This is a genomic window from Klebsiella sp. K-3 (assembly GCF_051207495.1).
GTDB lineage: Bacteria > Pseudomonadota > Gammaproteobacteria > Enterobacterales > Enterobacteriaceae > Klebsiella > Klebsiella aerogenes.
This window is the reverse complement of record NZ_JBPNXF010000001.1, coordinates 555,465-579,167: the sequence shown is the minus strand read 5'-3', so window position 1 is coordinate 579,167 and position 23,703 is coordinate 555,465. Positions and strand designations below refer to the sequence as shown.

Genomic DNA, 23,703 nt, shown 5'->3' with positions numbered 1-23,703 from the left:
TGGAGATAGTGAATTGTGAGTAACAATGAAAAATATCGCCAGCCCACATTCCGGCATGAAACGAATATTTATATTTCGTTTATGTTTCAATGAGATTACAGCCGATATACTTTTTCGGTCGACATGCTGGCAAGGGCATCTGACAGGTATATTTCGTAACAAACTGATAATTAAGACAATGCTGCTTTACCTTATCGTTTCCTTTCAATAAGGTGAGCGGCTTATTGCCATCGTAACCAGAGACTGGAAGCATGCTGGAAAATATCAACTACGCGCTGTTTGCCCTGATTAACGCCACCCCGGCCTCCTCGTGGTGGGCGATTGAGGTCGCCACGTTTATTGCCAAAGACTTAATTATCATTGTGCCGCTGCTGGTGGTGGCGCTGTGGCTATGGGGGCCAAACCAGCGTCAGTTGGTATTCAAGGTCATGCTGGCCCTGGCCCTGAGCCTGTCTATTTCGTGGGTTATCGGTCATCTGTTTCCGCATGACCGGCCGTTTGTTGACGGCGTCGGCTATAACTTCCTGCATCATGCGGCGGATGACTCGTTCCCAAGCGATCACGGCACCGTCATCTTTACCTTCGCGCTGGCGTTTTTATTCTGGCACCGGGTGTGGTCCGGTGCGCTGCTGCTGGTCATCGCCTCGGCGATTGCATGGTCGCGCGTCTATCTCGGAGTACACTGGCCATTGGATATGCTGGGCGGGCTGCTGGCCGGCATGTGCGGCTGCCTTGGGGCGCAACTGCTGTGGCAGAGCGGCGGTCATGGCCTCTACCAATGGCTGCAACGTTTGTATCGTCTCTGCTTCTCGCTGCCGATTCGTAAAGGCTGGGTACGCGGCTAACGTCTGACAGGTGACGAACCCCTCGCTGCCGGGTAAAATCAAGCTGACGCCCTGCCCTTGCAGGGCGATTTTAGCTCAGAGGGTATATGGAAACTCGTCGTGACGAACGCATTAACCAGCTCATTCAGGCACTCAAGCGCAGCGATAAACTTCACCTGAAAGAAGCAGCCTCGCTGCTTGGCGTGTCGGAAATGACCATTCGTCGCGATTTGAACGGCCACAGCGGCCCGGTGGTGCTGTTGGGCGGGTATATTGTGCTGGAGCCGCGTAGCGCCACGCACTACCTGCTGAGCGATCAGAAAACCCGTCTGGTGGATGAAAAACGCCGCGCCGCGCGCCACGCCGCCGGGCTGCTTGAAGCGCATCAGATGGCCTTTTTTGACTGCGGCACCACGACGCCATGGATAATCGACGCTATCGATAACGAGCTGCCGTTTACCGGCGTATGCTACTCGTTAAATACCTTTCTCGCCTTGCAGGAAAAACCGCTGTGCCGCGCTATTCTTTGCGGCGGCGAATTCCACGCCAGCAACGCCATCTTTCTGCCGCTCAGCCTGCAGGATACTCTGAGCCACCTCAGCCCGGATATCGCCTACTACTCCGCCGCCGGGATCGACTGCGAACAAGGCGCGACCTGCTATAACCTGGAAGAGCTGCCGGTGAAACACTGGGCCATGAATAATGCTCGCTACCATGTGCTGGTGGTCGATCACAGTAAGTTTGGCAAAGTGCGGCCGGCGCGGATGGGGGAGTTATCGCGTTTTGACGTCATCGCCAGCGACGTTCGCCCGGATGACGATCTGCTGGCGCTGGCGAAAGAAAAGCAAATTTCACTGCTGTACTAACCGCGCCCCATAGGGCGCGGCCTGTCGCTTAAGAGAACCAACTGCCGAACCAGCCGTGCAGTTTCATCAGCACGAAGTCGACCATGCGGCTGAAGAAGCCGCCCTCTTTCACTTCTTCCATGACGATCAGCGGGCGCTGTTCAATGGTTTTGTCATTGAGTTTAAAGTCGATGGTGCCCACCACCTGCCCTTTCGCCAGCGGCGCGGTGAGCTGCGGCTCAGTCAGGCTGTAGCTCGCTTTCAGGTTTTTCAACTGCCCGCGTGGAATAGTCACCGATCCGGCTTCGCCGGCGCCCAGTTTGACTTCATTACTGTCACCGAACCACACGCGCTGAGAAATAAAGGTGGCATCCGGTTTGATTGGGGTAACGGTTTCATAGAAACGGAAGCCCCAGGTCAGCAGTTTTTCGGACTCATTAAAGCGGATACGGTCGGTTTTAGTGCCCAGTACTACCGCGATAAGGCGCATATCGCCCTGGGTGGCGGAAGAGACCAGGTTGTAGCCCGCACCGGCGGTGGTGCCGGTTTTCACACCATCGGCATTGAGGTTGGTGCTCCACAGCAGACGGTTGCGGTTTGGCTGGCGGATTTTATTGAAGGTGAACTCTTTTTCTTTGTGTACCGCGTACTCTTCCGGCACATCATGGATCATCGCTTTGGTCAGCAGCGCCATATCGCGAGCGGTGCTGAACTGCCCCGGCGCGTCCAGCCCATGGACGGTTTTAAAGGTGGTGTTAGTCAGGCCGATTTTCTGCGCGTAGCCGTTCATCAGGTTGACAAACGAATCCTGGCTACCGGCGACATAATCCGCAATGGCGATGCTGGCATCGTTACCGGACTGAATTATCACGCCCTTATTGAGGTCTTCAACCGATACCTGCATGCCTGGCTTCAGGAACATCACCGATGAGCCGCGCAGCGCCGGGTTACCGGTGGCCCACGCATCGCGGCCGACGGTGACCGTATCGGTCAGTTTTATTTTGCCTGCTTTCAGCGCCTGGCCTACCACGTAGCTGGTCATGATTTTGGTCAGGCTGGCCGGGTCGAGTTTCTCGTCGGCATTGCCTTCACTCAATACTTTGCCGCTGGCATAGTCCATCAGGATCCAGGCTCGCGCATCAATCGATGGCGCATCCGGAAGTTGATCCGCCGCCTGCACAGCAGGGGCCACGAGAAGTAAAAGCGCGCAGCCTGCCGCGAGGCCGCGAAGGGAAAAAGCATCATGCGTCATAAGAGCCACCCAAGTATCCTTTCCAAACAAAATATGCCGCAACACTCTTGCCGCACAGCACAAGGCGGTGAGTAAAGCGTACAAATGACCTTAAAGAAACAGCGAGTTGGTAAAGTTTTTAAAGTTTACGCAATAACGACGCTGCCTGCTGAAAACAAGGCAATTTTTTTGATCGTGATTGCCTTAATATTAACTTTATTCCAACATGATTGCTCACCATGTTGCAACGGCGATTAAATAACATGCAGGAGCGGATATGATTACGTTATGGGGCAGAAATAATTCGACCAACGTGAAGAAAGTACGCTGGGTGCTGGCGGAACTGGATCTTCCTTATCAGCAGATTCTGGCGGGGCTGGAGTATGGTCTCAATCACGACCCGGAGTATCTGGCGATGAACCCGAACGGCCTGGTGCCGCTACTTAAAGACGATACCAATGGGCTGGTGCTGTGGGAATCCAACGCCATTATTCGCTATCTTGCCGCGCAGTACGGGCAAAACCGGCTGTGGGTAGAGTCGCCTGCGCAGCGCGCGCAGGGTGAAAAATGGATGGACTGGGCCAACGCCACGCTATCGCCGGCGCACCGTCCGGTATTAATGGGGCTGGTCAGAACGCCGCCGGACCAGCGCGATCCGGCGGCCATTGAGGCAGGTATTCACGCCTGTGAAGGGCTGTTCGCCATGCTCGACGATGAACTGGCGAAGCATGCCTGGCTTTCCGGCGATGAGTTCGGCCTTGGCGATGTGGCGGTGGCGCCGTTCGTTTATAACCTGCTGTCCATCCTCGACAGCTGGCAGCCGCGGCCCCATCTGCAGCGCTGGTACCAGCAAATCCAGCAGCGTCAGGCCTTCCGCGACGTGGTCATGATCCCGGTCACCTGAGGTGATTACTCCGGGCTGACCTTGAGCAGTTCACCGTCAGGCTCGTCGGTTAACAGGTACAGGTAACCGTCGGGCCCGACGCGCACATCACGAATGCGTTTGCCGCGATCTTTTAACAGCCGCGTCTCCTCGCTGAGGGTATTGCCGTCCACCGAGAGCACAATCAAAGACTCATCCTTCAGCGCGCCGATAAACAACTTGTGCCGCCACTGCGGGAAAGTTGACGCGTTGTAAAACGCCATCCCACTCAGCGCCGGGGAGACCGGCCAGACGTGCAGCGGCGGTTCGGTACCCGGCGCGCTCTTTCCTTTAGCTTCCGGGATAGGTTGACCGCTATAGTTGATGCCGTGCGTCGCCAGCGGCCAGCCGTAGTTTTTTCCAGCCAGAGGAATATTGATCTCATCGCCGCCGCGCGGGCCATGTTCATTCAGCCACAGCGTATCGCTCCACGGATTCATCGCCATCCCCTGCGGGTTGCGAATACCATAAGCCCAAATCTCCGGTCTGATGCCAGTACGGCCGACGAAAGGATTATCTTTGGGGATTTCCCCCTGGTCAGTCAGGCGTACCACTTTCCCCTGCAGTTTATCGAGATCCTGCGCCGTCGGGCGCTGATTATTTTCGCCTAAACCGATAAACAGATGCCCTTTGCCATCGAAGACCATCCGCCCGCCGAAATGATTGCCAGTAGAGAGCTTCGGCTGCTGGCGGAAAACAGTTTTAAAATCTTCCAGGTTTTGCAGGTCGGCGCTGAGGCGGCCGTACCCCACCGCGGTACCCGCTTTGCCGTCATCGCCCGCTTCGGCATAGCTCAGCCATACCCGGCGCGACTGAGCAAAGTCCGGAGCCAGAGCCACATCCAGCAGGCCGCCCTGGCCGTTGGCCCACACCTTCGGCACGCCGCGAATAGGCGCCGATAACCCTTTATCGAGCTGCCAGCGTTTAAGTTCGCCGCCGCGCAGGGTAATCAGCACGCCTTCATTGTCCGGCAGGAACGCCAGTGACCAGGGGTGGTCGAGGTTATCCTGCAGCACCTCAACGCGCGGCGCGGCCATCGCCGCCATGGGCAGCAGCACAGTCATGAGAGTTATTTTTAGATATCGGCGCATGGCGCACTCCTTTCGTCAGCATTGCTGATAAGGGTAGCCAGCATGGCCAGTCAGGCGGGGATTTTTACATAAACTTTAACAGGGGGAGTCGCCTCCCCCTGGATTCAGGCGTGGGCAATTGGCGCGGATTTATTCAGAATGTGAATATTCATCGTCAATCCCGACAGACAGCGTTCTAGCTTCTCTACGTTAACGGCAATATAAGCCGGGCAATCATGATGCCCGCTCATCAGGCAAACCGCCGCCGAAGCGACGGACTCGCCGGCAAGGCGGAAGGCTTCCATCTCTTCCGGCGCGATGGCGTGCTGCAAACGCGGCGCGTGTACGCGCAGTTCATGGCATAGCTCAAACAAGTTATCACGCAGATGGTCATTTTCGCTGACTGACATATAGCCTTTCGCTTTACGAAGCTGGAGATAAGCCGCCAGATCGATATTGGCATTAATCAGCTTATTCAAAAGGTTAGTGTAACGTCTGTCAACGCTCATCACGGTCCTCCTCTGTCGTCCATTACCATAATCATAGTATGGTCATTTTTTGCGCGGAATCATGAGCAAGGTCAATAATCCCACAGCAATTAACATTATTTACAATGTTACAACTTCAGAGGTCACGCCGCGTTGTTCAACTTACCAGCGGCTGGTTCATCAACTTTTCCAGCACCTTCAGCGGTGAATAATGCGGATTATGCATCGCGCTCACCGGCAGTTGGAAAGTCTGTTCCAGCATAAACTGGCCGCCCATCGCCGCGTGCGGCGTTTGATCGGAAAAGCAGATCCAGGTACTCCCCGCGGCAAACTCTACCGCCTGCTGTACGCCGTGCTGTTGATATTCCGGCGTACTTTTCATTTTGTCGTGCAACGCCAGCATCAGATGATCGTAATGGCTGCGTTTGCTTTTGGTGATCCCCACCGCCGATTGCAGCCAGCTGGCGAACGGCGACCACGGTTTCAGCGTCGGCAGAAAACGCGCAGCGAGCGTTTCAAAATGTTCGCCGGTGCGCCACAAGCGCGGTTCACCGTGCGGATTGATGTTGCAAAATACGCGCAGAATGCGATCGCCATAAACCGGGCGCGACGGGAAAGCGTCGACGTGCAGGCGGGTATCATCTTTACGCCACGAGGTCGTGTCGCGCCAGGCGGTTATCGGATGCAGCCGCAGACTGGTTTGCGGGCGATAAAGCGCTTCGCGATATCCGGGCAGCAGCGCTTCAATCAGGCGCAACGTGGATTGATAGTAACGTTCGGTCAGTTGCAGTACCGCCGGGGCTTTCGCCGCGTCCGCTACGCCTTTAATTTCACGCTTTTGTGGCTGATAGCTAATGTTCTTACGCTTCGGCGATACTAAATCGATATTAAGTAATTCGCGCTCTTCGGCAGTCAGCGAAAAATCCAGATTCGGTAAATAGAGGACGTTGCCCTCTTCCAGCGAGTGCTGAATTGACGATGGCTGCGGCGGAATATCCAGATGGGTAAAGGGTAATGTAGTAAGGGCCAGCGGACTGCTCGTGGTCATTGTTATGCTCCTTGCCGCATGGGTTTATCAGTTTTGGCTCCGGCCATAGGCAAGGTTAACAGAATGTTATTAAACGTAAGGTCAATGTAAAGGAGATAATGGTTTTAAATACCATAGCTGAGTTTTTTTGCCGTAAAGCTTTTTCATCATTCATCGTCCCCTGGCTATACTCTTTTTCGCAAAGATCTGTAGAATTCCTGCCCTGACCATTCCAATAAATGAACATTTTTTAAGCTATGAGCAATGTCACGCACCAGCCGAAAATCGGCTTCGTCTCCCTGGGCTGCCCGAAAAACCTGGTAGACTCAGAACGTATCCTCACCGAACTGCGTACCGAAGGGTATGACGTGGTTCCCAGCTACGACAACGCCGATATGGTTATCGTCAACACCTGCGGCTTTATCGACAGCGCCGTGCAGGAATCGCTTGAAGCGATCGGCGAAGCCTTAAAAGAAAACGGCAAAGTGATCGTTACCGGCTGCCTCGGCGCGAAAGAAGATCAAATCCGCGAGGTGCATCCGAAGGTGCTGGAAATTACCGGTCCGCATAGCTACGAGCAGGTGCTGGAGCACATTCACCACTATACGCCGAAGCCGAAGCATAACCCGTTCCTCAGCCTGGTGCCGGAACAAGGCGTCAAGCTGACGCCGCGTCACTACGCGTACTTGAAAATCTCGGAAGGCTGCAACCATCGCTGCACCTTCTGCATTATCCCGTCAATGCGCGGCGATCTGGTGAGCCGCCCAATTGGCGAAGTGCTGGCGGAAGCCAAACGCCTGGCCGATGCCGGGGTGAAAGAACTGCTGGTGATTTCGCAGGACACCTCCGCCTATGGCGTTGACGTCAAGCACCGCACCGGTTTCCACAACGGCATGCCGGTGAAAACCAGTATGGTCAGCCTGTGTGAAGAGCTGGCGAAACTCGGTATTTGGGTACGTCTGCACTACGTCTACCCGTATCCTCACGTTGACGATGTGATCCCGCTGATGGCGGAAGGCAAGATCCTGCCGTATCTCGACATTCCGCTGCAGCACGCCAGCCCGCGCATCCTGAAACTGATGAAGCGCCCAGGTTCCGCAGACCGTCAGCTGGCGCGTATTAAACAGTGGCGCGAGATCTGCCCGGATCTGACTCTGCGTTCCACCTTTATTGTCGGTTTCCCGGGCGAAACGGAAGAAGACTTCCAGATGCTGCTCGACTTCCTGAAAGAAGCGCGTCTGGACCGCGTTGGCTGCTTCAAGTACAGCCCGGTTGAAGGCGCCACCGCCAACGAACTGGCGGATCAGGTACCGGAAGAGGTGAAAGAAGAGCGCTGGAACCGCTTTATGCAGCTGCAACAGCAGATTTCCGCCGAGCGTCTGCAGGAAAAAGTGGGCCGCGAAATTATGGTGCTGGTCGATGAAGTCGATGAAGAAGGCGCGATTGGCCGCAGTATGGCCGATGCCCCGGAAATCGACGGCGCGGTCTATCTAAACGGTGAAACCAACGTTAAACCGGGCGACGTGCTGCGGGTGAAAGTCGAGCACGCCGACGAATACGACCTGTGGGGTACCCGGGTCTAATCCCGCTTCCCGGATAGCGGCTTGCGCCTTATCCGGGCTACCACCGCTCAACCCCGTAGCCCAGCCAGGCGTAGCGCAGGCTGGGCTAACCTACCAACTTTGCTACCGCCGTACTTGTCTCCTATCCCTTTATCTTCGGATCCAGCGCATCGCGCAGGCCGTCGCCCAATAGATTAAACGCCAGCACCGTCAGGAAAATGGCGATCGCCGGGAATAACGCCACATGCGGCGCCATCACCATATCCGCGCGCGCTTCGTTCAACATCGCCCCCCATTCCGGCGTCGGCGGCTGCGCGCCAAGGCCGAGGAACGACAGGCTGGCGGCGGAGATAATCGACACGCCGATGCGCATGGTAAAATAGACCACTATCGACGACACCGTACCGGGCAAAATATGGTTGAACAGAATAGTCGAATCGCTGGCGCCAATACTGCGCGCCGACTCAATAAACGTCTGCTGCTTCAGAACCAGCGTATTGCCACGCACCAGGCGGGCGAACGCCGGAATTGAAAAAATCGCCACCGCGATAATCACGTTGGCCATCCCGCTGCCCATCACCGCCACCACCGCAATCGCCAGCAGAATGCCGGGGAAGGCAAACAGCACGTCGCAGATGCGCATGGTGATACGGTCCCACCAGCCTTCGTAGTACCCGGCCAGCAGGCCGAGCACGGTGCCAATCAGCGCGCCAATCAGTACCGCCAGTACCCCAGCGGCCAGCGAAATCTGCGCGCCGACCAGCACCCTACTGAAGATATCGCGCCCCAGCGAATCAACGCCGAACCAGTGCACCATTGACGGCCCTTCGTTCAGGCGGTCGTAATCGAAATAGTTTTCCGCGTCATACGGCGCTATCCACGGCGCGATAATCGCGACAACAATCAGCAACAGCACAAATATGCCCGCCGCCATCGCCACCGGCTGGCGACGAAAACGCCGCCAGAACTCATGCCACGGCGTGCGGATCTGTCCGGGCTTAACGCCCGGCATGGCGTTGATAACCGCTTCCCTTCTCCAGTTGAGCAATCTCACCTTACTTGTACCTGATAGCCGGGTTAATGGCGGCATACAGCACGTCCACCACTAAGTTGATAAGAATGAACTCCAGCGAAAACAGCAGCACTTCCGCCTGAATCACCGGGTAATCGCGCATCTCCACGGAGTCCACCAGCAGTCGCCCAAGCCCCGGCCAGTTGAAGACCTTCTCCACCACAATGGAGCCGCCGAGCAAAAAACCGAACTGTAGCCCCATCATGGTCACTACCGGGATCATCGCGTTGCGCAGGCCGTGCTTCAACACCACCAGCGTTTCGCTCACCCCTTTGGCCCGCGCGGTACGCATGTAATCCTCATGGAGCACGTCAACGAACGACGCGCGGGTGAAGCGCGCCATCACCGATGCCACCGCGGCGCCAAGGGTCAACGACGGCAGAATATAGTGCCGCCAGCTGTCGGCGCCGACCGTCGGCAGCCAGCCAAGCTCCACGGAAAAGACCTGCATCAGCAGCATACCGAGAGCGAACGCCGGGAAGGAGATACCGGTTACCGCCAGCGCCATCCCCAGCCGATCCGGCCAGCGATTGCGCCACACCGCCGCGGCAATCCCCGCCGCCATGCCGAACAGCACCGCCCAGCTCATGCTGGCAAGCGTTAACCATAGCGTCGGCATGAAGCGGCTGGCGATTTCGCTGGTCACCGGGCGGCGCGAAGCCATCGAGATACCGAAATCACCCTGCAATACATTGGTGATGTAGTGCCAGAACTGGACATGCAGCGGCTGGTCGAGCCCCAGCTGCTGGCGTACCATTGCCACCACCTGCGCATCGGCTTCCGGCCCGGCAATCAGCCGCGCCGGATCGCCCGGCAGCATATGCACAAACAGGAACACCAGCACGGCGACGATAAACAGCGTCGGAATGAGCCCCAGCAGGCGCTTCAGAACGTAATTCAGCATCGCCCCCTCCTATTTCGGCAGAGGGAACGCGTGAGCATAAACATTATCACTGCGTTAAGTCCGCCTGCTCGAAGCTAAAACCGGTATCCGGCTGAATATAAAACCCGGTCAGGTTTTTGCTATGCGCCGATACCAGCTTTTCAACCACCAGCGGCACCCACGGCGACTCTTTCCAGATAATGTCCTGCGCATCTTTATAGAGTTTGGTCTTCTGTTGCGCATCGGTCGTTTTCAGCGCCTCGCTCAGGTCTTTATCGACCTGCGGGTTGCTGTAAAAGGCGGTGTTAAACAGGGTCGGCGGCCAGTTTTGTGAGGCGAATAGCGGCGACAGCGCCCAGTCGGCTTCGCCAGTCGACGCTGACCAGCCGGTGTAGAACATCCGTACTCCGCTCTCTTTCTGCCCCTTGCCTTCAACCTGCGCCGCACGCTGTCCGGCATCCATCGCCGTCACCTGCGCTTTAATACCCACCTGCGCCAGCTGCTGCTGGGTAAACTGCAGCACCTTCTGCGCGGTGCTGTGATTATGCGATGACCACAGCGTGGTGCTGAAGCCGTTAGGGAAACCGGCTTCTTTCAGCAACTGACGGGCCTTCGCCGGGTCGTAAGGCCATGCGCTGTAGGTCTGGGCATAGGCAATAGAAGGCGGCACGACGCCGGTCGCCGGGGTGGCGTATCCGGCAAACGCGACCTTAACCAGCGCCTGACGGTTAATCGCGTAGTTGATGGCTTCCCGCACCTTCGGATTATCGAACGGCTTCTGCGTTACGTTCATGCTGATATAGCGCTGCATAATCGACGGGCTGGCCACCAGCTCCAGCTTGCTGTTTTTCGCCAGCAGCGGCGCCTGCTCGTAAGGGATCGGGAAAGCGAACTGCGCCTCGCCGGTTTGCAGCATCGCCGCACGGGTGTTGTTATCGACCACCGGGCGCCAGGTAATGGAATCCAGCTTCGGCAGCCCCGGCTGCCAGTAACCATCAAACTTGCTGACTTTGACGAAATCGGTCTGATTCCAGGTGTCGAGCTTATACGGCCCGGTACCTACCGGGTGGAAGCCGATCTCCTTGCCATATTTTTTCAGCGCCTCCGGCGAAATCATCGCCGTCGCCGGATGGGCAAGAATATTGATAAACGCCGAGAACGGTTGTTTGAGCGTGATTTTGACCGTCGTCGGATCCACCGCCTCGGTGCTGGCGATATCCTTATACAGGTTATAGCGTTTGAGATGGTTATCCGGATTGCTGGCGCGGTCGAGATTCGCTTTCACCGCTTCGGCGTTAAAATCGGTGCCATCCTGGAATTTCACCCCGCTGTGTAGCTTGATGGTATACACCAGCCCATCCGCCGAGACGGTATAGCTCTCCGCCAGTACGTTTTGCAGCTTCATCTCTTTATCAAGGCCGAACAGGCCTTGATAAAACGACTTCGCCACCGCCTGCGATAAGGTATCGTTCGCGTCATAGGGATCGAGGGTCGTGAAGTTGGAACCGACTGCGACCACCACATCTTTCGCGGCGAAGGCCGGCGTCGCCGCCAGCGCCGAGGCGATGCCAAGCGCCAGTAGCCATTTGCGTGTAACAGGTTGAGTCATGTTGTTATGCTCCTGCAAGAGTGCGTTAGGTTGTTATCGGCTCAGTACATCGGCGGGCTCGCGGGCGACATAATGTCCCGGCGCTACCAGCTGTAACGGCGCGCTGTCGATTTCTTCTCCCGGTTTATAGATATTCCCCGGCAGCTCGTCAGAGAGTAATACGCGCTGCGGTTGACGATGCGCCGGGTCGGCGACCGGCACCGCCGCCATCAGTTTACGGGTGTAAGGATGCTGCGGGTTTTCAAACACGGCGCGACGCGGGCCAATCTCCACGATCCGCCCGCGATACATTACCGCCACGCGGTGGCTGATGCGCTCCACCACCGCCATGTCATGGGAAATAAACAGAAATGCGATGCCCATTTCACGCTGTAAATCGAGCAGCAGATTAATAATCTGCGCGCGAATCGACACGTCCAGCGCCGACACCGACTCATCGGCGATCACCACTTTCGGATTGAGCGCCAGTGCGCGGGCGATACAGATACGCTGCCGCTGGCCGCCGGAAAACTCATGCGGATAACGCCACGCGTGTTCCGCCTCCAGCCCCACGCGCTGCAACAGCCAGGCGACGCGTTCGCGAGCCGCATCCCCTTCCAGCAAACCATGCACGCGCAGCGGCTCCATAATGGAATAACCGACCGTCTGCCGCGGATCGAGCGAGGCGTAAGGATCCTGAAAAATAAACTGAATGTCGCGGCGCAGCGTCTGCAGCTTGCCGCCGGACAGCGCATCAATACGCTGGCCGTTAAAGGTGATACTGCCGCCCTGCGCTTCCACCAGCCGCAGCAGCGCCCGCCCGGTGGTCGATTTACCGCAGCCTGATTCGCCGACCAGCGACAGCGTTTCGCCCGGCCACAGATCGAAACTCACTTTTTCCACCGCGTGCACTTCGCGGGTGACGCGGTTGAGAATACCGCCGCGGATCGGGAAACGCGCGACCAAATCGCGCACCTGTAAAATCGGTTTGCCGGCGACCACGGTATTCTGTTCCGGCTGCTGGGTCACACCGTCGTTGAGCAGCGGGAAGTGCCGCGGTAAATCGCTGCCGCGCATTGAGCCGAGCTTCGGTACCGCCGCCAGTAGCGCCTGGGTATAAGGGTGCTGCGGGGCGCGAAAAATATCGTCGACGCGCCCGCTTTCAACCGCTTCGCCGCGATACATCACCAGCACACGATCGGCGATCTCCGCCACCACGCCCATATCGTGAGTGATAAACATCACCCCCATCGCCATCTCTTTTTGCAATGCGGCGATAAGCTGCAGGATCTGCGCCTGAATAGTGACGTCCAGCGCGGTGGTAGGTTCATCGGCAATCAGTACCGCCGGTCGACACGATAACGCCATGGCGATCATCACCCGCTGGCGCATGCCGCCGGAAAGCTGATGCGGGTAACGTGAAAGCATCGCTTCCGCTTCCGGAATACGCACCCGTTCGAGCATCTTTTTAGCTTCCCGCAGCGCCTGGTCATGCCGCAGTCCCTGATGTAGCCGAATAGACTCGGCAATTTGTTCGCCGATGGTGAATACCGGGTTCAGCGAGGTCATCGGCTCCTGAAAAATCATCGCCACGTCCGCGCCGCGAACCTGACGCATTTGACCTGCCGTTTGCGCGTTGATATCAATCACCTGACGGTTGCGTCGACGTAGCAGCAACGCTTCACTACTGACCTCGCTAACCGCCTCGTCGAGCAGGCGCATCAACGCCAGGGCAGTCACCGATTTTCCGGAACCGGACTCGCCGACAATCGCCAGCGTCTCGCCGCGGCGGAGGCTAAATGACAGGTTACGCACCGCAGAAACGCGCTGCCGCTGCTGGCTAAAGGCGACGTTAAGATCGCGTACCACCAGCACATCGTCTTCATCAATTTCATGACTTTGCGGCAAACTCGCTTCTCCTTTTATTCGCGATAAATTCCAATCGTCGGCGTATCGCCCGCATAACACCACGCCCGGTACATCCCTTCACTGTTGAATGGCAGCACCACATTCCCCTCGCGGTCAACGGCGATAAGGCCTCCGCTGCCGCCCAGCGCCGGCAGTTTTTCCTGCACCACTCGCTCGCAGGCCTCAAACAGGCTGAGATTGCCGTACTCCATCAACGCCGAAATGTCGTAAGCAGCGAGCGTGCGCATGAACACTTCGCCAGTGCCGGTGCAGGAGACCGCGACGCTGGCATTATTGGCATAGCAGCCGGCGCCCGGCAGCGGGCTATCGCCGACGCGACCGGGCAGTTTATTAGTCATTCCGCCGGTGGAGGTCGCTGCCGCCAGATTACCGGCCAGATCCAGCGCCACCGCGCCAACGGTGCCCATTTTGTGGCGTTCGTCGAGCGGCGCGGCATGGTGGTCGAGAATAATCTCGCCGCCCTCTTTCGCCTGCTGTAACTGCAGAAGCCGCTCGGTGGTAGAAAATAACTCGTTTTCAACAAGCGTCATCCCGCGCGAGGCGGCAAACTTTTCCGCCCCTTCGCCGATGAGCAGCACGTGCGGGCTCTCTTCCAGCACCAGACGCGCCGCCAGCACCGGGTTACGCAGATGCTTTACGCCAGCCACCGCGCCGGCCTGCAGGCTATAGCCATCCATCACGCAGGCATCCAGTTCGTGCGTTTGATCGTGGGTAAATACCGAGCCTATCCCGGCGTTAAACAGCGGGCACTCTTCCAGCAGACGTACCGCTTCTGTCACCGCATCCAGCGCGCTGGCGCCTGCTGCCAACATTTTTTGCCCACTGTCGACGATGGCCGACAGCGCGGCTACATACTCGCGTTCGCGCTCCGGCGACATCTGCGCTCGGCTAATCGCGCCGGCGCCGCCGTGGATTGCTATTACCGCCTTACCCATTCGATCTTTCCTTTGCCATAAACTGTATAGATATCATTATACTGACTAAACTTTTATACATTTTTTGAATATAGAAAGAGCATCCGGTGATGTAAAGCCTCGTACCGCAGTGGCATACAGTCGCCGGCGCTTTTCTGCCATAATAGGCGTTTTCGACGTTTTGCCAGCAGGAGTAACCCATGGATTTTACCGCCGGACTGATGCCGCTCGACACAGCCCTGACTCAGATGCTCGACCGTATTTCGCCGCTGAAGGCCACGGAAACCCTGCCGCTGCTGCAGGCCTTTTCGCGCGTGACCGCCCATGATGTCGTTTCGCCGCTGGACGTACCCGGTTTTGATAACTCAGCGATGGACGGCTATGCCGTGCGCCTGGCCGACCTCACCGACGGCGCGTCGCTGCCGGTTGCCGGTAAGGCCTTTGCCGGCCAACCGTTCCACGACGCCTGGCCGGCGGGCACCTGTATCCGCATCATGACCGGCGCGCCGGTGCCTGAAGGCTGCGACGCGGTGGTCATGCAGGAAGAAACGGAACAAAGCGATGCGGGCGTGCGCTTCATCGCGCCGGTGAAAGCCGGGCAAAATATACGCCGTCGCGGCGAAGATATCGCCAACGGCGCGGTAGTATTCCCGGCAGGGACTCGTCTTACCGTTGCGGAACTGCCGGTGCTGGCATCGTTGGGTATTGCCGACGTCGAGGTCGTGCGTAAAGTGCGCGTCGCGGTCTTCTCGACCGGGGATGAACTCCAGTTGCCGGGCCAACCGCTCGGCGACGGCCAGATTTATGACACTAACCGCCTGGCGGTACATCTGATGCTCGAACAGCTGGGCTGCGAGGTCATCAACCTCGGTATTATTCCTGACGATCCGGCGAAGCTGCGCGACGCCTTTATCGCCGCCGACCAGCAGGCCGATGTAGTGATTAGTTCCGGCGGCGTCTCCGTGGGCGAAGCCGATTACACCAAAACTATCCTCGAAGAACTGGGCGAGATCGGCTTCTGGAAGCTGGCGATTAAGCCGGGTAAACCGTTCGCCTTCGGCAAGCTCAGCAACAGCTGGTTCTGCGGCCTGCCGGGCAATCCGGTTTCCGCCACCTTAACCTTCTATCAACTGGTACAGCCGCTGCTGGCCAAGCTCTCCGGCAACCGCGGTCAAACCCAGCCGATGCGTCTGCGCGTGCGCGCCGCCAGCCGGCTGAAAAAATCGCCGGGCCGCCTCGACTTCCAGCGCGGCGTGCTGCAACGCAATCCGGAAGGCGAACTGGTGGTGAGCACCACCGGCCATCAGGGCTCGCACATTTTCAGCTCATTCAGCCTCGGTAACTGCTTTATCGTACTGGAGCGCGAACGCGGCAACGTCGAAGCGGGCGAATGGGTCGAAGTCGAGCCCTTTAATCACCTGTTTGGGGGGCTGTAATGGCCGTTGAGCTGAGCGACGAGGAGATGCTGCGCTATAATCGGCAGATCGTACTGCGAGGGTTTGATTTCGACGGTCAGGAGCGGTTAAAAGCCGCTCGCGTACTGGTCGTCGGCCTCGGCGGGCTCGGCTGCGCCGCCGCTCAATACCTGGCGGCAGCCGGGGTGGGGCAGCTCACCCTGCTGGATTTCGATACCGTTTCGTTATCCAATCTACAACGTCAGACGCTGCACAGCGACGCGACCATCGGCCAGCCGAAGGTGGATTCTGCCCGCGACGCATTGGCGCGTATTAACCCGCACGTCCGGCTGGTCACCATCGATGCAATGCTCGATGACGCGGCGCTGGCAACGCAGATTGCCGACCACCATCTGGTGCTCGACTGTACCGACAACGTTGCTATTCGCAACCAGCTTAACGCCGGCTGCTTCCAGCACAAAACCCCGCTGGTCTCCGGCGCGGCGATTCGTATGGAGGGGCAAATCAGCGTCTTTACCTATCAGGACGGCGAGCCATGCTATCGCTGCCTGAGCCGCCTGTTCGGCGAAAACGCCCTCACCTGCGTCGAAGCCGGGGTGATGGCGCCGCTGGTCGGCACTATCGGTTCGCTGCAGGCCATGGAGGCGATTAAACTGTTGACCGGTTACGGCACCCCCGCCAGGGGCAAAATCGTGATGTATGACGCGATGAGCTGCCAGTTTCGCGAAATGAAGCTGATGCGTCACCCCCAGTGCGAGGTGTGCGGTTCGCATTAAATTCCAGCCGCCGGCGAGGCAGGTCGCCGGTTATTTTGTGAACCACACCGTTCTTTTTCTTCCCGTCTCTTTTACCCACTCTGATTGTTGATTTGCATCAATATAACTTTCATTCGAAAGTTATTTAATCTTCATATGCAAATAAGAGGGTAAATCATGATCTTCAACATCCAGCGCTACTCCACCCATGACGGCCCGGGGATCCGTACCGTCGTATTCCTTAAAGGCTGTTCGCTGGGCTGCCGTTGGTGTCAGAACCCGGAAAGCCGCGCCCGCAACGAAGACCTGCTGTACGACGCGCGGCTATGTCTTGACGGCTGCGAGCTGTGCCAGCAGGCGGCGCCGGAGGTGATTACACGTACCCTCGACGGCCTGATTATCCATCGGCAAAACGTCAACGAGCGCCATATTGCCGCGCTACGCGACTGCTGCCCCACTACCGCGTTGACGGTCTGCGGCGAGGAAAAAAGCGTGGCGGAAATTATGGCGACGGTGCTACGCGATAAGCCGTTTTACGATCGCAGCGGCGGCGGCATTACCCTTTCCGGCGGCGAGCCCTTTATGAACCCGACGCTTGCGCAGGCGCTGTTCGAAGCCAGCCATCAGGCGGGCATTCACACCGCCGTGGAAACCTGCCTGCACGTACCATGGAAGTACATTGAACCCTCTTTACCGTTTGTCGATCTGTTTCTGGCCGACCTGAAGCACGTTGACGATGCCGTCTTCCAGCAGTGGACCGACGGCAGCGCCCGCCGGGTAATGAATAACCTGCAGCGCCTGGCGCAGGCAGGGAAAAAAATCATCATTCGCGTCCCATTAATTCAGGGATTTAACGCCAACGAAGCCGACATTACCGCGATTACCGATTTTGCCGCCGACCGTCTTCAGGTCAGCGAAATCCATTTCCTGCCGTACCACACGCTGGGAATGAATAAATACCAATTACTCAGTCAGCCCTATACCGCACCGGAAAAACCGCTGGCCGCTCCCGAGCTACTGGCCTTTGCGCAGCAGTACGCGCAAAGCAAAGGTTTAACGGCGACCCTACGAGGATAACTTATGACCACCTTAAAACTGGATACTCTGAGCGCTCGCATTCAGGCGCATAAAATGGCGCTGGTGCATATCGTTAAGCCGCCGGTTTGTACCGAGCGCGCCCAACACTATACCGCCGCCTATCAGCAACATCTCGATAAACCCATCCCGGTGCGTCGCGCGCTGGCGCTGGCGCATCATCTGGCGGAACGCACTATCTGGATCAAGCACGATGAACTGATCGTCGGCAACCAGGCCAGCGAAGTTCGCGCCGCGCCGATTTTCCCGGAATATACCGTCAGCTGGATTGAGAAAGAGATAGACGATCTCGCCGACCGTCCGGGCGCCGGCTTCTCGGTCAGTGAAGAGAATAAGCGTGTCTTACATGAAGTGTGCCCATGGTGGCGCGGGCAGACCGTTCAGGACCGCTGCTACGGCATGTTTACCGATGAACAAAAAGCGCTGCTCGCCACCGGTATTATCAAAGCCGAAGGTAACATGACTTCCGGCGACGCCCACCTGGCGGTCAACTATCCTCTGCTGCTGGAAAAAGGGCTCGACGGCATGCGCGCGAAAGTCGCTGAGCGCCGCTCGCGTATTAATCTGACGGTGCTGGAAGATCTGCACGGCGAACAATTTTTGAAGGCGATCGATATCGTGCTCGCGGCAGTGAGCGAACACTGCAAACGCTTCGCTACGCTGGCGCGCGACATGGCGGCGCAGGAGCCGCGCGAATTGCGCCGCGACGAACTGCTGGCGATCGCCGAAAACTGTGAAGTTATCGCCCACGAGCCGCCGAAAACCTTCTGGCAGGCGCTGCAGCTCTGCTACTTCATTCAGTTGATCCTGCAGATTGAATCCAACGGCCACTCGGTCTCCTTTGGCCGCATGGACCAGTACCTTTATCCGTACTACCGCCGCGACGTTGAACTGCAGCAATCGTTGGATCGCGAACAGGCCATTGAGCTGCTGCACAGCTGCTGGCTGAAGCTGTTGGAGGTCAACAAAATCCGCTCCGGCTCGCATTCCAAGGCTTCTGCCGGCAGCCCGCTATACCAGAACGTCACCATCGGCGGGCAAAATCTGGTCGACGGTCAACCACAGGACGCCGTCAACCCGCTGTCGTACGCGATCCTCGAATCCTGCGGCCGCCTGCGCTCTACCCAGCCGAACCTCAGCGTGCGTTACCATGCCGGGATGAGCAACGACTTCCTCGACGCCTGCGTTCAGGTGATCCGCTGCGGTTTCGGCATGCCGGCGTTTAATAACGATGAAATCGTCATTCCGGAATTTATCAAGCTCGGTATCGAGCCGCAGGACGCCTACGATTATGCCGCCATCGGCTGTATCGAAACCGCGGTCGGCGGCAAGTGGGGCTACCGTTGCACCGGCATGAGTTTTATCAACTTCGCGCGGGTGATGCTGGCGACGCTGGAAGGCGGCCGCGATGCCACCAGCGGTCAGGTATTCCTTGCGCAGGAACATGCGCTGTCGAAAGGCAACTTCGCCAACTTCGACCAGGTACTGGAAGACTGGGACACCCAGATCCGCTACTACACCCGTAAATCCATCGAGATTGAGTACGTTGTCGATACCATGCTGGAAGAGAACGTCCACGATATTCTTTGCTCAGCGTTAGTTGATGACTGCATCGAACGGGCGAAAAGCATCAAGCAGGGCGGCGCGAAATATGACTGGGTTTCCGGCCTGCAGGTCGGGATCGCCAACCTCGGCAACAGCCTGGCGGCGGTGAAAAAACTGGTCTTCGATCAGGGCGTTATCGGCCAGCAGGAACTGGCGAAGGCGCTGGCGGAAGATTTTACCGGCCTGACCCATGAGCAGTTACGTCAGCGCTTGATCAACGGCGCGCCGAAGTACGGTAACGACGACGATAGCGTCGATATTCTGCTGGCCCGCGCCTATCAGACTTATATCGACGAGCTGAAGCAGTACCATAACCCGCGTTACGGCCGCGGCCCGATTGGCGGTAACTATTACGCCGGTACGTCGTCTATCTCCGCGAACGTCCCGTTCGGCGCGCAAACCATGGCGACGCCGGATGGCCGCAAAGCGCACGCGCCGCTGGCGGAAGGGGCCAGCCCGGCCTCCGGTACCGATCACCTGGGGCCCACGGCGGTTATCAGTTCGGTAGGCAAACTGCCGACCGGCGCGATCCTCGGCGGCGTGCTGCTCAACCAGAAGCTAAATCCTTCCACGCTGGAGAACGAGTCCGATAAGCAGAAGCTGATGGTGCTGCTGCGTACTTTCTTTGAAGTGCACAAAGGCTGGCATATTCAGTACAACATCGTGTCACGCGAAACGCTGCTGGAAGCCAAGAAACACCCTGACCAGTACCGCGATTTAGTGGTCCGCGTCGCCGGATACTCGGCGTTCTTCACCGCCCTGTCGCCGGATACCCAGGACGACATCATCGCCCGTACCGAGCATACGCTGTAAGGAAAATACCCGGCCGGCGCTGCGCTGAGCCGGGTGACATCTTCTGTACCCGTTGATAATGGGATAAACTTTCATTCGAAATAAATTTGTGCTCCCCATCACATTGTAATTAGAATGTTACTGGTCGAAGTTAAGCCAGGAGCACCTCTTATGACCGTTAAAGTTATCGTCACCGATATGGACGGAACTTTTCTCAATGACGCCAAGCAGTACGACCGCCCGCGTTTCCTCGCGCAGTTTGCGCAGCTTAAACAGCAAGGTATTGAATTTGTTGTCGCCAGCGGCAACCAGTACTATCAGCTGATCTCATTTTTCCCGGAAATCCGCGAGCAGATTTCGTTCGTCGCAGAAAACGGCGCTCTGGTTTACGAGCATAGCAAACAGGTGTTCCACGGCGAACTGACCCGTCACGAGTCACAAGTAGTCATTGGCGAACTGCTGAAAGATCCGCAGCTCAACTTTGTCGCCTGCGGCCTGCAAAGCGCATACGTTAGTGATAAAGCCCCGGACGCCTTTGTTGAGCTGATGTCGAAGCACTACCATCGTCTGCAGCGGATAAGCGATTACCATCGCATCGACGATACGCTATTCAAATTCTCCCTCAACCTGCCGGATAGCGATATTCCACAGCTTATTGATAAACTGCACGTCTCGCTCGACGGAATCATGAAGCCGGTCACCAGCGGCTTTGGCTTTGTCGATTTGATTATCCCCGGCCTGCATAAAGCCAACGGCATCAGCCGCCTGCTCAAACGCTGGAACCTTTCGCCGCAGCAGTGCGTAGCAATTGGCGACAGCGGCAATGACGCCGAAATGTTAAAACTGGTGAAATATGCTTTTGCTATGGCCAACGCTGCCGACAGCATCAAAGCCATCGCCGGTTTCACCACCGATGACAATAACCACGACGGCGCGTTGAAGGTGATTCAGGCCGTTCTCGATAAGACCTCCCCTTTCAACGACTGATCCTGTGCCGGGGTATCCGCCCCGGCTTTTCCATTTTGTGCGCCGCTGCATGATTTTAAACTTGCATTAACTCTAATTTAACTTAAATTAACGTTTGTAAGATTTATTACTTTCGAATGAAAGATACAGCGAGGTGATTATGGCTGCTCTCCCTACCCACGAAACATTACCTGCCGACCACAAAGCGGCGATTCGCCAGATGAAACAGGCGCTACGGGCGCAAATCGGCGATGTCCAGGCAGTGTTCGATAAACTCTCGGCGCGCATCAGCGAGCGCCTGGACGAGATTAATGCCCTGAAAGCCGCAGGTCAGGAAGTCTGGCCGGTAATCCCGTTTAGCGATATCGCCCAGGGTAAAGTGAGCGAGGCGCAGCGTGAGGCGATTAAGCGCCGCGGTTGCGCGGTTATCAAAGGCCACTACCCGCGCGAACAGGCGCTGGCCTGGGATAACGCGATGCTGGAATACCTGGATCTGAACCATTTCGACGACGTTTACAAAGGGCCTGGCGACAGCTTCTTCGGCTCGCTGGAGGCTTCGCGCCCGGAGATCTATCCGATCTACTGGTCGCCCTCGCAAATGCAGGCGCGCCAAAGCGATGAAATGGCGGCGGTACAATCCTTCCTTAACCGACTGTGGCGCTTTGAACAGGACGGCAAACGCTGGTTCGATCCGGATGTCAGCGTGATTTACCCTGACCGCATCCGCCGCCGCCCGCCGGGAACCACTTCAAAGGGGCTGGGCGCGCATACCGATTCCGGGGCGCTGGAGCGCTGGTTGCTTCCCGCCTATCAGCAGGTTTTCGCCAACGTCTTTAATGGCAATATCGACGCCTACGATCCGTGGGACGCGGCACACCGTACCGAAGTGGAAGAGTACACCGTCGATAACACCACCAAATGTTCGGTGTTCCGCACCTTCCAGGGCTGGACGGCGCTGTCGGACATGATCCCCGGTCAAGGGCTACTGCACGTGGTGCCGATCCCGGAGGCGATGGCTTACGTTCTGCTGCGCCCTCTGCTGGATGATGTGCCGGAAGATGAACTGTGCGGCGTCGCGCCGGGCAAGGTGCTGCCGATCTCTGAGCAATGGCATCCATTGCTTATCAAAGCGTTAAGCTCGATTCCAGCGCTGAACGCCGGTGATTCCGTCTGGTGGCACTGCGATGTCATTCACTCGGTCGCGCCGGTGGAAAATCAACAGGGCTGGGGCAACGTCATGTACATCCCGGCCGCGCCGATGTGCGAGAAGAATCTCGCCTACGCGCAGAAGGTAAAAATCGCGCTGGAAAAAGGCGCTTCTCCCGGGGATTTCCCGCGCGAGGATTATGAATGCGACTGGCAGGCGCGCTTCACCGTTGCCGATCTTAACGATCACGGCAAACGCGCATTGGGCATGAAGATCTAATCATCATACAGACCTTGCTGTTCTACGGCGGTATGGCTCTTGCCTGGCCGGATCCGCCGCACCGAATCGCGTACCACCAGGGCGCCGTGCAGTAGTAGCGAACCGTGCGGCGCTTCCGGGCGCAGCAGACGCTGCTGGAGAAGATGCACCGCCTCGCTGCCGAGCTCATCCCGCGGCACATGAATCGCCGTCAGCGGCACGTCCTGAATCGCCGCCAGATTAAAACCGTCGATACTCATCACCGAGACATCCTGCGGCACCCGCAGGCCTCGTTTTTGCAGCGCGCTGACGGTACCGGCGGCCATAAAATCGCCGCCCACCAGGAATGCCGTCGGCATCGGGCGCCCCTGTAAAGCATCGAGCCAGGCACCGACCTGCTCTTCCGTTTCTCTGGCGCTAAAATTAGCGACGCTAATCAGGTCGCGGCTACTGGTAAACCGCAGGTTGCACGCGCGCCACGCCTCTTTAATACCCACCAGCCGTAGCTCCATGGTATAGCGGCGCAGGCACATCACGTTCATTACCGCCTGATGGCCCATATCAAACAGATAACGAGCGGCGCACTGACCAATCAGGCGATGGTCAGGCGCAATGGAAGGAAGCCGCATCCCCTCATCCCGGCAATTGATTAATACACAAGGTTTGCCAAGATCCGCCGCCAGCGCGTGGATATGCCGATCGTCGATACCCAGTAATACCGCCGCCTGGGTGTCGGTCTCGTTCATGCGGGCCAGAAACAGATTGGCGTCGCTGTCGTTTTCTTCCAGCGCGCAATAACGCAGACGTACTTCATGCGGCGCCAGCGCGTTATTAATACTCTGGATGACGCGGTAGTAGAAAATATCTGAACGTTCGTCGAAGGCCCGCTGTGGCGCAAAAATCAGCAGGTTGTTGAGCAGTAGCCGCCCGGCGGCCAATCCCTGCATCACCCCAAGTTCACGGGCGCAGGCCAATACCGCCTGACGGGCCTTTTCGCTGGTATTCGCTTTTCCGGCTAACACACGCGAAACCGTACTGGCCGACAGCCCGGTGCGGGCGGCAATTTCCGCGACTCGCAGCTTTTTGTCCATTCTGTGATCCAGCTCCAATTCAAAAATGAAAGAATTTTCATAGTCGCCAAACCCTGACCAACAAGCAAATACTCCGCCAAATTATGAGAACTACGTCATCTCATGAAAAATTTTGCATAAATAGCGCTACTGCCTGCCGACTTTCTCCCTTATTTTGAATTGGTCCAATATCTTCCATACTAGTTATACCAATAGATATTGAAATAAAAACAAATAATTCAAAT

Annotated in this window: 20 protein-coding genes; 10 read left to right on the top strand and 10 right to left on the bottom strand. The window is 57.3% G+C overall.

Annotation, left to right across the window (positions count from 1 at the left end):
* Window positions 1–251: 251 nt before the first annotated feature.
* Both ybjG and deoR read left to right on the top strand, forming a co-directional pair.
* Window positions 252–845: an undecaprenyl-diphosphate phosphatase gene (gene ybjG, locus ACSEMK_RS02770; protein ID WP_045359985.1), complete on the top strand. Its 594-nt coding sequence runs from the start codon at window positions 252–254 to the stop codon at window positions 843–845.
* A gap of 86 nt (window positions 846–931) precedes the next feature.
* The gene (gene deoR / locus ACSEMK_RS02765; RefSeq protein ID WP_015367546.1) at window positions 932–1,690 is read left to right on the top strand and encodes a DNA-binding transcriptional repressor DeoR; all 759 of its coding nucleotides are present in this window, start codon (window positions 932–934) and stop codon (window positions 1,688–1,690) included.
* A 28-nt stretch (window positions 1,691–1,718) separates the two neighbouring features.
* Here the strand turns inward: deoR and dacC are convergent, their stop codons facing one another.
* Window positions 1,719–2,921, bottom strand: coding sequence for a serine-type D-Ala-D-Ala carboxypeptidase (gene dacC / locus ACSEMK_RS02760; protein ID WP_045396363.1), 1,203 nt, complete (start codon window positions 2,919–2,921; stop codon window positions 1,719–1,721).
* A 256-nt stretch (window positions 2,922–3,177) separates the two neighbouring features.
* Between dacC and ACSEMK_RS02755 the strand changes: the two genes are divergently transcribed.
* Window positions 3,178–3,804, top strand: a complete 627-nt coding sequence (locus ACSEMK_RS02755) for a glutathione S-transferase family protein (protein WP_087859996.1) — start codon at window positions 3,178–3,180, stop codon at window positions 3,802–3,804.
* A 5-nt stretch (window positions 3,805–3,809) separates the two neighbouring features.
* On the opposite strand, the gene ACSEMK_RS02750 is transcribed toward ACSEMK_RS02755, so the two are convergent.
* From ACSEMK_RS02750 to ACSEMK_RS02740, 3 genes are all read right to left on the bottom strand, one after another.
* Complete coding sequence (locus tag ACSEMK_RS02750) at window positions 3,810–4,913, bottom strand: PQQ-dependent sugar dehydrogenase (protein ID WP_113374848.1); 1,104 nt, start codon at window positions 4,911–4,913, stop codon at window positions 3,810–3,812.
* A 104-nt stretch (window positions 4,914–5,017) separates the two neighbouring features.
* Entirely contained in the window at window positions 5,018–5,401 is a 384-nt protein-coding gene (gene bssR / locus ACSEMK_RS02745) for a biofilm formation regulator BssR (protein WP_045364588.1), read from the bottom strand.
* 136 nt (window positions 5,402–5,537) lie between these two features.
* Window positions 5,538–6,428, bottom strand: a complete 891-nt coding sequence (locus ACSEMK_RS02740; protein WP_430914959.1) for a Kdo hydroxylase family protein — start codon at window positions 6,426–6,428, stop codon at window positions 5,538–5,540.
* Window positions 6,429–6,664: 236 nt separating this feature from the next.
* On the opposite strand from ACSEMK_RS02740, the gene rimO reads away from it, so the two are divergent.
* Window positions 6,665–7,990: a 30S ribosomal protein S12 methylthiotransferase RimO gene (gene rimO / locus ACSEMK_RS02735; protein ID WP_430914958.1), complete on the top strand. Its 1,326-nt coding sequence runs from the start codon at window positions 6,665–6,667 to the stop codon at window positions 7,988–7,990.
* A 121-nt stretch (window positions 7,991–8,111) separates the two neighbouring features.
* Here the strand turns inward: rimO and gsiD are convergent, their stop codons facing one another.
* From gsiD to iaaA, 5 genes are read right to left on the bottom strand one after another with little or no spacing between them, the layout of a single operon-like run.
* The gene (gene gsiD / locus ACSEMK_RS02730) at window positions 8,112–9,023 is read right to left on the bottom strand and encodes a glutathione ABC transporter permease GsiD (protein ID WP_087860000.1); all 912 of its coding nucleotides are present in this window, start codon (window positions 9,021–9,023) and stop codon (window positions 8,112–8,114) included.
* 1 nt (window position 9,024) lies between these two features.
* Window positions 9,025–9,945, bottom strand: coding sequence for a glutathione ABC transporter permease GsiC (gene gsiC / locus ACSEMK_RS02725; protein WP_020079290.1), 921 nt, complete (start codon window positions 9,943–9,945; stop codon window positions 9,025–9,027).
* 46 nt (window positions 9,946–9,991) lie between these two features.
* Window positions 9,992–11,533: a glutathione ABC transporter substrate-binding protein GsiB gene (gene gsiB / locus ACSEMK_RS02720; protein WP_430914957.1), complete on the bottom strand. Its 1,542-nt coding sequence runs from the start codon at window positions 11,531–11,533 to the stop codon at window positions 9,992–9,994.
* Window positions 11,534–11,566: 33 nt separating this feature from the next.
* On the bottom strand, window positions 11,567–13,420 hold the full coding sequence (gene gsiA, locus ACSEMK_RS02715; RefSeq protein ID WP_087860003.1) for a glutathione ABC transporter ATP-binding protein GsiA: 1,854 nt from the start codon (window positions 13,418–13,420) through the stop codon (window positions 11,567–11,569).
* A 14-nt stretch (window positions 13,421–13,434) separates the two neighbouring features.
* Window positions 13,435–14,376 carry a beta-aspartyl-peptidase gene (iaaA, locus tag ACSEMK_RS02710; protein WP_087860004.1) on the bottom strand — a complete coding sequence of 314 codons (942 nt, stop codon included), beginning with the start codon at window positions 14,374–14,376 and terminating at the stop codon, window positions 13,435–13,437.
* Between the two features lie 179 nt (window positions 14,377–14,555).
* Here iaaA and moeA point away from each other — a divergent pair, with 179 nt between their 5' ends.
* From moeA to ACSEMK_RS02680, 6 genes are all read left to right on the top strand, one after another.
* A complete protein-coding gene (gene moeA, locus ACSEMK_RS02705) occupies window positions 14,556–15,791 on the top strand; it encodes a molybdopterin molybdotransferase MoeA (RefSeq protein WP_430914956.1) in 1,236 nt (411 codons plus the stop codon).
* The gene (moeB, locus tag ACSEMK_RS02700; RefSeq protein ID WP_316424454.1) at window positions 15,791–16,546 is read left to right on the top strand and encodes a molybdopterin-synthase adenylyltransferase MoeB; all 756 of its coding nucleotides are present in this window, start codon (window positions 15,791–15,793) and stop codon (window positions 16,544–16,546) included. The genes moeA and moeB overlap by 1 nt, the downstream gene beginning before the upstream one ends.
* Window positions 16,547–16,702: 156 nt before the next feature.
* Window positions 16,703–17,602, top strand: coding sequence for a glycyl-radical enzyme activating protein (locus ACSEMK_RS02695; protein WP_316424453.1), 900 nt, complete (start codon window positions 16,703–16,705; stop codon window positions 17,600–17,602).
* Between the two features lie 3 nt (window positions 17,603–17,605).
* On the top strand, window positions 17,606–20,038 hold the full coding sequence (locus ACSEMK_RS02690; RefSeq protein ID WP_435336308.1) for a formate C-acetyltransferase/glycerol dehydratase family glycyl radical enzyme: 2,433 nt from the start codon (window positions 17,606–17,608) through the stop codon (window positions 20,036–20,038).
* Window positions 20,039–20,188: 150 nt separating this feature from the next.
* Window positions 20,189–21,004: a Cof-type HAD-IIB family hydrolase gene (locus ACSEMK_RS02685; protein WP_430914954.1), complete on the top strand. Its 816-nt coding sequence runs from the start codon at window positions 20,189–20,191 to the stop codon at window positions 21,002–21,004.
* A gap of 139 nt (window positions 21,005–21,143) precedes the next feature.
* Window positions 21,144–22,409 (top strand): DUF1479 domain-containing protein, encoded by a 1,266-nt coding sequence (locus ACSEMK_RS02680; RefSeq protein ID WP_271032234.1) that lies wholly within the window; start codon window positions 21,144–21,146, stop codon window positions 22,407–22,409.
* On the opposite strand, the gene ACSEMK_RS02675 is transcribed toward ACSEMK_RS02680, so the two are convergent.
* Entirely contained in the window at window positions 22,406–23,479 is a 1,074-nt protein-coding gene (locus tag ACSEMK_RS02675) for a LacI family DNA-binding transcriptional regulator (RefSeq protein ID WP_087860012.1), read from the bottom strand. The two genes, ACSEMK_RS02680 and ACSEMK_RS02675, sit on opposite strands and share 4 nt — an antisense overlap.
* Window positions 23,480–23,703 lie beyond the last annotated feature (224 nt).

Excerpts from the sequence above, each read along its gene's own strand:
- ybjG (WP_045359985.1), top strand. The coding sequence starts at position 252 with ATGCTGGAAAATATCAACTACGCGCTGTTTGCCCTGATTAACGCCACC.
- deoR (WP_015367546.1), top strand. The coding sequence starts at position 932 with ATGGAAACTCGTCGTGACGAACGCATTAACCAGCTCATTCAGGCACTC.
- dacC (WP_045396363.1), bottom strand. The coding sequence starts at position 2,921 with ATGACGCATGATGCTTTTTCCCTTCGCGGCCTCGCGGCAGGCTGCGCG.
- ACSEMK_RS02755 (WP_087859996.1), top strand. The coding sequence starts at position 3,178 with ATGATTACGTTATGGGGCAGAAATAATTCGACCAACGTGAAGAAAGTA.
- ACSEMK_RS02750 (WP_113374848.1), bottom strand. The coding sequence starts at position 4,913 with ATGCGCCGATATCTAAAAATAACTCTCATGACTGTGCTGCTGCCCATG.
- bssR (WP_045364588.1), bottom strand. The coding sequence starts at position 5,401 with ATGAGCGTTGACAGACGTTACACTAACCTTTTGAATAAGCTGATTAAT.
- ACSEMK_RS02740 (WP_430914959.1), bottom strand. The coding sequence starts at position 6,428 with ATGACCACGAGCAGTCCGCTGGCCCTTACTACATTACCCTTTACCCAT.
- rimO (WP_430914958.1), top strand. The coding sequence starts at position 6,665 with ATGAGCAATGTCACGCACCAGCCGAAAATCGGCTTCGTCTCCCTGGGC.
- gsiC (WP_020079290.1), bottom strand. The coding sequence starts at position 9,945 with ATGCTGAATTACGTTCTGAAGCGCCTGCTGGGGCTCATTCCGACGCTG.
- gsiB (WP_430914957.1), bottom strand. The coding sequence starts at position 11,533 with ATGACTCAACCTGTTACACGCAAATGGCTACTGGCGCTTGGCATCGCC.
- iaaA (WP_087860004.1), bottom strand. The coding sequence starts at position 14,376 with ATGGGTAAGGCGGTAATAGCAATCCACGGCGGCGCCGGCGCGATTAGC.
- moeA (WP_430914956.1), top strand. The coding sequence starts at position 14,556 with ATGGATTTTACCGCCGGACTGATGCCGCTCGACACAGCCCTGACTCAG.
- moeB (WP_316424454.1), top strand. The coding sequence starts at position 15,791 with ATGGCCGTTGAGCTGAGCGACGAGGAGATGCTGCGCTATAATCGGCAG.
- ACSEMK_RS02695 (WP_316424453.1), top strand. The coding sequence starts at position 16,703 with ATGATCTTCAACATCCAGCGCTACTCCACCCATGACGGCCCGGGGATC.
- ACSEMK_RS02690 (WP_435336308.1), top strand. The coding sequence starts at position 17,606 with ATGACCACCTTAAAACTGGATACTCTGAGCGCTCGCATTCAGGCGCAT.
- ACSEMK_RS02685 (WP_430914954.1), top strand. The coding sequence starts at position 20,189 with ATGACCGTTAAAGTTATCGTCACCGATATGGACGGAACTTTTCTCAAT.
- ACSEMK_RS02680 (WP_271032234.1), top strand. The coding sequence starts at position 21,144 with ATGGCTGCTCTCCCTACCCACGAAACATTACCTGCCGACCACAAAGCG.
- ACSEMK_RS02675 (WP_087860012.1), bottom strand. The coding sequence starts at position 23,479 with ATGGACAAAAAGCTGCGAGTCGCGGAAATTGCCGCCCGCACCGGGCTG.